Annotated in this window: 5 protein-coding genes and 1 pseudogene; 2 read left to right on the top strand and 4 right to left on the bottom strand. The window is 35.6% G+C overall.

The window, feature by feature from the left end:
• Nucleotides 1–88 precede the first annotated feature (88 nt).
• A complete protein-coding gene (locus PX481_RS00605; protein WP_288027309.1) occupies nt 89–280 on the bottom strand; it encodes a hypothetical protein in 192 nt (63 codons plus the stop codon).
• Between the two features lie 58 nt (nt 281–338).
• Here PX481_RS00605 and PX481_RS00600 point away from each other — a divergent pair, with 58 nt between their 5' ends.
• Entirely contained in the window at nt 339–1,676 is a 1,338-nt protein-coding gene (locus PX481_RS00600; RefSeq protein WP_002757619.1) for an AAA-like domain-containing protein, read from the top strand.
• A gap of 21 nt (nt 1,677–1,697) precedes the next feature.
• Here the strand turns inward: PX481_RS00600 and PX481_RS00595 are convergent, their stop codons facing one another.
• The 3 genes from PX481_RS00595 to PX481_RS00585 all read right to left on the bottom strand — a co-directional run bounded on the left by PX481_RS00595 (nt 1,698) and on the right by PX481_RS00585 (nt 9,700).
• Entirely contained in the window at nt 1,698–7,487 is a 5,790-nt protein-coding gene (locus PX481_RS00595) for an AAA family ATPase (RefSeq protein WP_288093096.1), read from the bottom strand.
• Nucleotides 7,488–7,578: 91 nt separating this feature from the next.
• Entirely contained in the window at nt 7,579–8,562 is a 984-nt protein-coding gene (locus PX481_RS00590; RefSeq protein WP_002757623.1) for a hypothetical protein, read from the bottom strand.
• Nucleotides 8,563–8,614: 52 nt separating this feature from the next.
• Nucleotides 8,615–9,700, bottom strand: a complete 1,086-nt coding sequence (locus PX481_RS00585) for an amidohydrolase family protein (RefSeq protein WP_002757625.1) — start codon at nt 9,698–9,700, stop codon at nt 8,615–8,617.
• A gap of 306 nt (nt 9,701–10,006) precedes the next feature.
• Between PX481_RS00585 and PX481_RS00580 the strand changes: the two are divergent.
• Nucleotides 10,007–10,183 (top strand): annotated as a pseudogene (locus tag PX481_RS00580) (BrnA antitoxin family protein); the annotation flags it as partial.
• Between the last annotated feature and the right edge of the window lie 121 nt (nt 10,184–10,304).

Raw genomic sequence — 10,304 nt, 5'->3', positions numbered from 1 at the left:
CCAGGGATTTTCCCCCCGACCACTCCCATATCTGGTACTTTTTGATTGACAAAAAGTCTAAAAGTCTTACCCAACAAGGTTTTTAGATTTATTCAGCTAACCCTAATTGACCTTGACAAGAAATGCTATAATTTCCTAGCAAGAGGGGAATGGAATCCCTCTCAGGGTTGCCATCGCACAATTTTGTCGGTTGCTGGTTCTCGTCAGCTTGTTTGTCAAATATACCAATTCTAGTTTGAATCGGTGCTGTTATGTCAAGATTCAGGGTTTCTGGCTGCAACGGAACTGAAAAATCAAATAATCTATTCCATCAAATCTTCTTACCTTAGACAAAAATAATGAAATTCGAGGAAATCCAAGAGATTCTTAATCGGCAACTGCTCAAGCTTGAGAATCGCTGTCTCAATGACACAGAACAATTATTATTGCGAGGACTTTGGCAGAAAAAGAACTATCAAGAAATTGCCCAAGAAAACGGTTATAGTAGCAGCTATCTTGCCAATGTAGTTGCCCCAGGACTCTATGATAGAGTCTCGCAACTGATCGGAGAAACGATCAATAAAAAAAATTTTTTATCTAGACTACAATCTCATTTTACCAACTCCACATCGCTTCAGTATTGCGGTAATGAATATCCCCAGAATGAGCGTCCAGAATACCCAGATGCTCCTGTTCCCTATAATTCTTATTATTATCTAAAACGAACAAAACTTGAAGCAAAAATTATCGAGGAAATCGGACAATCTGGGGCGTTAATACGCATTAAAGCTCCCAACAAATGGGGAAAAACCTCTTTATTATTAACAATTTTAGAGGCTTGTCAACAACGATTCGGTTATCAAATTGTTAGTTTAGATTTACAAAAAGCAGACCAAGACATCATAGCAAATTTTAACAAGTTCTTACGCTGGATTTGCCGTAATTGCGCTCGGCAGTTGAATTTAGAAGCCAAATTAGATGATTATTGGGATGAAGATATAGGAATTAAAATGAGTTGGACAATTTATTTTGAAGAGTATATTTTACGAGAGATAAAACAGCCACTGGTATTGGCTTTAGATGGAGTGCATCGAGTCTTTGAACATCCGAAAGTAGCAGAAGATTTTTTACCTTTAATCAGAGCTTGTTATGAAGAATCTAAGCGATCTCCCCTGTGGCAGAAATTACGTTTAATTATTGTTCAATCCACAGAATCTTATGTTTCTCTGCGATTAGAACAGTCTCCTTTTAATGTGGGATTACCCATAGAGTTACAGGGTTTTGGTCAAGAACAAGTGGCAGAATTGGCAAAAAAATATCAATTAAATGAATTAGCAACCAACGAAATTCAACAGTTGATCGACTTAGTGGGGGGACATCCTGCCTTGATTCATTTAGCGATTTATCATCTTAGCCAAGAGCAAATCACGATGCCAGATTTAATCAAATCAGCAACTACATCAACGGGAATTTATTCCTCTCATTTACAGCTTCACTGGGTCACTTTACAAAAACAACCCGAACTTGCCGGTATTTTTCAACAGATTTGTCAAGGGAATCAACCAATGATAGTCGATCCAATTATTGCTTATAAACTTAATAGTATGGGTTTAATTAAACTCAGAGAAAATAAAGCAATTGTCAGTTGTCAGTTGTATCAAAAGTACTTTATAAGTCAATATACTGGTTCAGTATAAATAAATTTTTGAACCATGGTATTAAGACAGCGATCGCTCAAGCCAATCATTATTAAATATCGTCTGATAAATCCGATTATGAACGTCCATTTTCCCGTGACGCTTTACCACTAATCCAGATAAAAATAACTCAGGTAAATAGGGATTGTTATCAATCTGTATTGGTTCTTGATGGAGGATTTGTCGATACAAGGTTAATAACTGGGGTCGGTTTGGACTTTGAAGAAGGCGATCTTGAATGGTTTTTAAATGTTCGGGTTGATCCTGCATCTCCCAATCTTGAATAATTTTTTCTGCTACTAAGTTGGCCAACCATTGTTCTTCTTGATTAGAGGGGATTGGTTGCTCACTATCCCGCATCAGTTGACAGAGTTTTTGAGTTAAGAAAGGTTGCCCTCCCGTCCAGCTTAAGACTTGTTTGAGCATTGTCTGAAGATTACTGACTTTTTCTGTTAACCCATATAATAAAGGTTGAGCTTCGTGTTCTTTAAAACTTGCTAATTCAATAGCGTTACCAATATTAAAAGGTGTTTTCTGGGGGTCAGTAATTAAAGCTGAAGGTGTGGTAGCACCAAAAAAGGCAAAAGTTAGCTCTTGAAATTGAGGTTGAATCGCTCTCTGGTTATAAAAAGAACGAATTAAAGCAAAAAAGTCAGAGACATCAAATTTTAACCCTAAAATGCTATCAATTTCATCAATAAATATAACAGTCGATTTTCCAGATTGCCGCTGATCAAAATCGTCATTAACTAGAAGAAAATTTTCTATAAATTGTCCTAATCGTTGTACAGGAGGCAGGTCTAATTGTTCACTCCACCAAGCTTTAAAAGTTTTCAATTCTTTGATTAATCCAAAACTGCGGAGCAGATCAACGGCTAATCCTTTATACCATTGTTCGGGGGTAATATTGTCTGTTCCTAGCCGAGTTAAGTCAATTACTGCACATCTAATTCCCTCCTTTTGTAATTGGCTCATCATCCGTACCATTAAGCTAGATTTTCCCATTTGACGTGCATTTAAAACATAGCAAAATAGACCTTGTTTGAGAGCTTTATAAAGATTGCGATCGGCTTGTCGAACCACATAATTCGGTGCATCCATCGGTAAACTGCCCCCCACTTGATAGACAAATTTGGGAGGTTGTTCAGCACTTTTAAGCAGGTCATTTTCAAAGATAAGTTCTGCTTGGGTTGCTTTCAGTACCTCTAAAGTGTTTGTGAGTTCTTTTGTCCGTTCTTCTACTCTTTGTTCTAAGGTTTGATAGAGTCTGGAGTTATCAATAGAGATAGCGGCTTGAGCTGCTAGAATATTTAATAGTTCAACCCTTTCTGAGGTAAATGCGCTAGTTGTTAAATTATTTTCTAAATAAACAATTCCTTTTAATTGACCTTGATTGAGTAAAGGAGTACAAAGAATAGATTTAGTTTTTTTAGCCACAATATAATAATCATTGGTAAATTGACCTGATGAAGTGGCATCATTTAAAACGATAGTTTCTTTTGTCCGAGCGACATAATTAATAATGCTAGTGGGTAAGATAGGAATTGAGTTATCATGGTCGATAGATTCTATGGGAATTGACTCTAGGATATTAACCGTTACCTTATCAATTGTTCCTTGAGCTTCAATGACCCAATTTCCTTGCTGTTCTAAAATCAAATAACCTTTCTGCGCTCCTGCATTTTCAATGACAATTTTCATTAAATTTGTTAGGAGATTTTCCAGTTTAATTTCTCCAGAAATCGCTTGCGAAGCTTTGAGAATAGTGGTTAAATCCAGAACTGCTCCATCATTACCAGTAGTTGAAATGGTGGTACTCAGTCCTTTAGATTTGTTTTGATTGCTGATGCCTAATAAATATTGAGGGTATTCTTCTTCTAATTGTTTAACTTTGGCCTTTGCACCCCAACGAGTGTAACAATGATAAGCATTTCTGAGATATAGTTTAGCAATTTCTTCTCTACCTAAAGTAAAATAAAATTCAGAGGCACGTTCATAGGCTAAAGCCTCTTCATGGATAAATTCATATTTTTTTGCTCCTTGAATGGCTTTTTCATAAAATTCTTGAGCTTCCCAGTTTTGACCTAAGACTCTCGCTTTTTCTGCTTCAACTAGATCATATTTATGTTGAAAATTTGCTGGACAATGACTAGACCATATTGCCATCTTCTGCTGATTGTTATCTACTTGTTGTAGTAATTTTCTTTGATCATTTTGCTCTGTGTCATGATAATAAGCTAGAAAACTCAACGATGAATAGAAATTATGTTGTGCTTTAAATAGGGCTGCACCGCTTGTTACCGCTACATATTTTTCTGTATGTTGACTGTTTTCTAAGGAGGCAACAAAATCATTAAAAATATAATAATCAATCATTCTTCCGAAATAATAAATAAATAGTAACCATTGATTATTTTGGTCAAGATATTCTTGGAGATGTTTATCTTCTTCCTCTTGGGAAGTTCCTAGCAATAAAAAATCTTGATGGTGATTAATATCTCGTACATTTTTAGCAGTATTTGTCAAAATAACTAAGAATTTATGAGAATACTCTTGATTAAGTTTTTCCACAAAATGAATGTATTTTTCACAATCTCGTTCTACTTCTTCTAACTGGCATCCTCCTAAAAACTTGATAGCGCAATAGGCCTGTGCGAGAAACCCAACATATTCATTGTGTCCTGTATTAAGTCCTTGTTGCAAGCCATAAAGTAATTTTTCTTGAATGACTTGCTCATTTAGTGGATTTTTCCAACACCATATATAAGCATAATATAAAAAAAATATTTCGGCTTGAAATTTTTGATTATCATCTTTTTCTAATAAGTTAATTGCTAGTTTTCCAAACTTATAACCATAATCAATTTCTGCTGTCATTCCCGACATGAGCATTCCATAAAAAGCATAAATCGTAGAAGCTTGTGGAGGATTGCCGTATTTGATACAGAGATAAGTTAAAGTTAATACTAATTCCGTAAATAGAAGAAAATTAGTTGTATTTGAAGCAGAGCGAATTTGCAGTATTATTTTAATAGCTGCTAGTTTTTTATTGTCAGTCATTATCAAATTATCGGCCAAGTCTTCAATCGATTTATTTTTTAAAAGCAACTTTATGGATCTCTGGCGATTACTAATTCTTTTTTTGATTTCATTTTCTTGAAGAGAAATTTTGATACCTAGTTCTGGTAAAACATTGAGGGCAATATCTATCGCTTTTTGAGGTTGAAAAATTGTAAAGTAGTAGATGATTTGTATTTCATATACCTTGAGTTTATCAAATATGTCTCTAGCTTCTTTTAAGATAGTGTCAGATATTTTTTCAATTTGAGAAAATTTAGTATTTAAGTAAAGAGATTCTAAGGTTTCAACATAAAGTTCTAGAGTTAATTGATAATCAGTTTTCCAGCTATTTAATGTCAACAATTCCAATCCTTTTTCTAAATATCTTAAAGCCGAATCATAAGCTGTTGATGCTTTTGCCTTTTTTCCTGCTTTTAGATTTAACTTAGCCAGTTGATTTTTTTCTAACTGATCGGTAATTAATATTGCTCCCTGATTAAGTTGATTAACAGTATCAAATATTTTATCTTCTAATTGATGCTCTGCTTGATATTTTTCTAATAAAATACGTCCTATTTGCTGATGAAAACATTCTTTTTCTTCTTCAGAAATAAGAGAATAAGCTGCTTGTTGTACTCGGTCATGTAAAAATCGATAATAAATATCAGCAGAATAGTTAAAAGCATCTTGTAGCTTATTATTTGACAAATCTTCTCCATTCCATAATAGAGGAATTTTATAATTTTTGTCTAGGGGAATCACCAAGCCTTCATCTAGAGCTAACTGTAGTTCTTGAGCGGTAATAGTTTCAGATTTATTATTAATAATCCTAAGGATTTCTAAATTAAATTGATTGCCAATACAAGCTGCTAACTTGAGAACCTGTTGCGTATTTTGAGATAATTTTTTAATTTTATTCACCATTAAATCAACTACATTATCAGTAATAGATAAACTTTCAATTTGTTGTATATTCCATTGCCAATAAACTTGTTTTGTGTACTTCGCTTTCTTTAAATCTAAATTTTCCCTAATAAACAGGAATTTTCTATCGTAGAGAGAATAAAACAATTGGGTTAAGAAAAAAGGATTACCCTCGGTTTTTCTGCTGAGTAATTCCCCTAAGGGTTTAGCTAATTCTCTAGAACAATTTAGAGTATCGGCAATTAATTGATTAATCTCTCTGCTTTTTAAAGGTGAAAGAGAGAGCGTATTAATTGTTTTTTGGGCTTGATTAATTTTGCCTAAAGTGTGCATTAGTGGATGAGTTGTTTCCACTTCATTATCTCGATAAGCACCAATTAGGAGAAAATAGTTAATATCTGGCTCTAAAATTAATTGCTCAATTAAATTTAGAGAAGATAAATCTGCCCACTGTAAATCATCAATAAAAATCACTAAGGGATGTTCTGGTTGACAAAAAATCGTGAGAAAACGCTTAAAAAATAAGTTAAAGCGATTTTGACTTTCCGTTTTACCCAGTGGTTCTACAGGAGATTGCTTACCAATAATTTTTTCGAGTTCAGGGATAACCTCAACAATAATTTGACCATTATTTCCTAAAGTTTCTAGAATCTTGTCTTTATAGGTTTCAAGATGTCTTTCTGGTTCACTTAACAACTGTTTTACTAAATCTTGAAAAGCTTGAGTAATTGCTGAATAGGGAATATATCGTTGTAGTTGGTCAAATTTGCCCTTAATAACTCGTCCTCGTTGGCGTGTAATTGGTTTGTAAATTTCATTGACTAAAGCTGTTTTACCAATCCCAGAATAACCCGAAATCAGGATCAATTCAGATGAGCCTTGATTGATTTTTTCAAAAATGTTTAGGAGTTTTTCAACTTCTAATTCTCGACCATAGAGTTTTTGCGGAATCTGAAATTTTTCTGGAAGCTCCCGACTTCCTAAAGAAAATAGCTGAATCTGTTCCCCTCTTTTGAGTTGATTGAGACAAATTTCTAAATCATTTTTAATTCCCCAAGCACTCTGATATCTTTCTTCTGGGGTTTTTGCTAATAGTTTTTTGATAATATTAGACACAGCCAAGGAAAGGTCTGGAATCAGTTCGTGTAGGGGTAAAGGGTCTTGAGCAATATGACAATGAACTAACTCCATTGGGTCTGTAGTTTCAAAAGGAAGTCTGTTGGTTAAAAGTTCATAAAAAGTGACTCCAAGGGCATAAAAATCACTACGATAGTCAAGTCCACGATTCATTCTTCCTGTTTGTTCAGGTGCAATATAAGCTAACGTTCCTTCTAATTGATGGGGAGAGATAACGCTGATAAATTCTTGAGCTAACTGGCTAGAAATACCAAAATCAATAACTTTAAGTTCTTCGGTTTTGGGGTTATAGACAATATTAGAAGGGTTAATGTCTTTGTGAATAATATTGGCTTTATGAATAACAGCTAAAGCTTCAGCAATCTTAATGGCAATTTTCAAAAATTCTTCTAGGTTGAATTGACTTTGCTCTAGTAATGATTTTAAAGATTGACCACCAAAGTCTTCTAAAACCATAACTAAACTGTTTTCATATCGCTGTAAATCATAAGCTTTAATAATATTATCAACATTAAAAGAGCGAGTGATCTGGTATTCTTGTTGATAGCGAGTGAGTTCCGATGGCGTTGGGTAATTTTCTTTGAGAATTTTAAGGATAACTGCCTGATTATTGGCATGACGAAAACCTCGATAAACTAAGGAGTTAGCACTTTCGTAGAGTTTTTCGCTGATTTGATATTTTTTTTCCATTGGCTTATCAGTTCAGTCAGAAAATCAAGCTGATCAATTTGCGTCATCTCTTGATTCTCTGACCAATTTTCATAATTAAAATTGAAGATAATTACAAACAACTCAGGGGAATATAAGGTGAAGGTGGATAAACGTGCTTCAATTGGTGATTCTTCCAGTCTTCACTATGTTCGCTAGGATAAAATGGATAGGGACCATCATACTCTTTTGCCTTTGCCCAAGTTTCAATGTCAGATTGGCTAACATTGAATTCACTGGGTCTGGGTGGATAAGGGACTGTTATTTTACCAGCTGGAAAATCTTTCCCTGTATGAACAAGTTCTGTCATAACACCATGAAAAAGCTCCCAAGTAACATCAAGGCCGTATTCAAAGATTAGCTGATAGATACTGCCAATTGGCTCCCAAATCTGGGCGAAATATTCATGTTTATCGGGATAATAAAAGTTAACTTTATCTTTATAGAAAGCTTGCCCACACAGCAAAAGAGCCAAAGCAATAAAGTCATAATTTATATTGTCTGGTTGAATCAACCAACTATATTTATATTTTTTGGTGTGGGTTTTACTATCTCCTAATAGTTTTATGCATAAATCGATCTCACTTATACGTTCTTCACCTTCTTTATCAAGCCAATAAGTACACACTTTTTGGTGAGGAAATCTCAAAATTTTTCTAACCAAATTCACTTTTGCTTTCATTTCATCTGGTATCTTTTCCGGCTCAAGCCATGTGTAAGCAATCATCTGAGATAGCTTTCGTGTTTGTAATAAGAAATAAACGGTACTCAATTCTGCTTGAGCTAAAGGATCATCCTTAGGTTGTGATGGGCAAAATCTTGGGTCAACCTTAGCTCCTGAGCTAGGAAAACTTGAGGAATCTAAATTATATTTTGTTTGTAAAGCTTCCTTAGTTCCATAGACTAATTTAGGGTGGTCTTCATTTTCAAAAATAAGTAGCTGAAAATAGTAATCATTGTATTGATTGCCATCGATCGATTTTGGTCCTTGTCCAATCTTTATAGACAAATTTGATTGTAAATTTTGAACATAACTGCGAGTAAAGACCTGTGCCATTGGTGAATTCCTCCAGGAAGTTGGTTAATAAATTTGATTCTACTGTAAAAACTCAGACTGAGCCATAAAAACGGGTAGGATTGTCCGCAAGTATCTTCTCTACTGTTTCCTTAGCTAAATCTTTCTCAAGCTTAAGCACTTGACTAACAATATCGGGCTTATGATCCATGTGTGGATAATCTGAGCCAAAGATAATATTGTCACTGCCAATGTAGTCTATAAGCTGGGACAGATAAGGTTCAGAGGGTTCAACGGCAATAAAGCATTGACGGCGAAAATACTCTGATGGCATTAATCTTACCCGATCTTTGACCTCCCAAGGTGTAACTTGATACTCTTCGTCAAGTCTCCATAACCAATAGGGTAGCCAACCGCAGCCCGACTCTAAAAATCCGATTCTTAGCTGAGGATGACGTTCTAACACTCCCCCTTCTATTAACGCTAACAGTGCCATCATCTGCTCCATGGGGTGAGAACAAGCATGAAGGGCAAAACGGGTGTTAAATCGATCGGCACCGGTGGTGGGTAAACGACTCCAATGTCCCTCATGAATTCCTACAGCCATGTCCAAATCCTCGCAGGCCGTCCAAAAGGGTTCATAGGCTGGATCGCTCAAAATTCTGCCTTTAACGGGGTTAGGGCGCAAAAAAACCGCCTTCCAGCCCAAGTTTGCCATGCGGTGTAGCTCTTTTACCATGTCTTCGGGATCGTGTTGATTGACTGCAGCGACTCCTTTGAGTCTGGCCGGGTCATAGCTACAAAATTCTTCATATAACCATGTATTGTAAGCACGGACAAAAGCCCCCATCACTTCAGCAGGTAGGCTATCAATGGCAAATAACCACAGTCCGTAATTAGGATAAATAAAAGCCACATCTATGCCCATTTGTGTCATAGATTGAACATGGGACTCTGGGTTATAGCGATTGAGATAAGCATGGGGATGAGCTTGCATCATCTGCTTATTCCCTTCTGCTTGGACTTGTGGGGAGATTTTTTGACTAATCGGTTCTCCTTTGATTTTCATGTCAGCAGAAGGAGCAAATTCCCTAAATTTAGGTTCTAGGTATTGGCCCCACATTGCGGGGGGTTCAATGACATGGGAATCAGCATCAATAATTTTGTACCCGTTGAGCATAGAGGTTTTTTGGCAATTTTCTACCTAAATTATATTTGATTGGGAAAAAGCGATCGCTTTTTTGCGGCTTTCTTTTCATCCCCTAAAACTCCATGGATTGATTGGGTTAAACTTGATACAACACTTTATTAAACTTAACGAATGGAAGCGATTGAATTTAAAATGATTCTTCATCATGGCACAGTTGTCATTCCCCCTGAATATTCCTCTAAGTGGGAAGGTAAGGCGATTCGTGTGATACTTTGCGGGGTGAAGTCATTCGCTTGATTTCTGCTCGTCGTGCTACAAAACAAGAGAGAAAAACTTATGAGAAAGGAATATGATTTTTCTAAAGGAAAACGAGGGGCGCTCATTTCCTCTCAGGGAAAAACACACATTACCATTTATCTAGATGATGAGATTCTAGCTTATTTTCGAGAACAGGCTGAAACCGCAGGAATGGGTTATCAAACCCTAATTAATGAGGTTCTTCGTTACTTGGTATGGTTCGATAGGGGGGCATAAATCGACTAAATCCTTATCTGGCAAGAGACTTAATTGATTAGTTCGCTCTAGATAAAAAACAATTGACAAAAATCGCTAAATGCCTTTCTCTATAAGGGTT

The sequence above is a fragment of the Microcystis sp. M53603_WE2 genome, from assembly GCF_030065435.1.
The sequence above is the reverse complement of the archived record's forward strand: the minus strand, read 5'-3'. Positions and strand labels throughout refer to the sequence as shown.

Bases quoted from the DNA above. Each gene is read 5' to 3' on its own strand.
- PX481_RS00590 (WP_002757623.1), bottom strand. From the start codon at position 8,562: ATGGCACAGGTCTTTACTCGCAGTTATGTTCAAAATTTACAATCAAAT.
- PX481_RS00595 (WP_288093096.1), bottom strand. From the start codon at position 7,487: ATGGAAAAAAAATATCAAATCAGCGAAAAACTCTACGAAAGTGCTAAC.
- PX481_RS00600 (WP_002757619.1), top strand. From the start codon at position 339: ATGAAATTCGAGGAAATCCAAGAGATTCTTAATCGGCAACTGCTCAAG.
- PX481_RS00585 (WP_002757625.1), bottom strand. From the start codon at position 9,700: ATGCTCAACGGGTACAAAATTATTGATGCTGATTCCCATGTCATTGAA.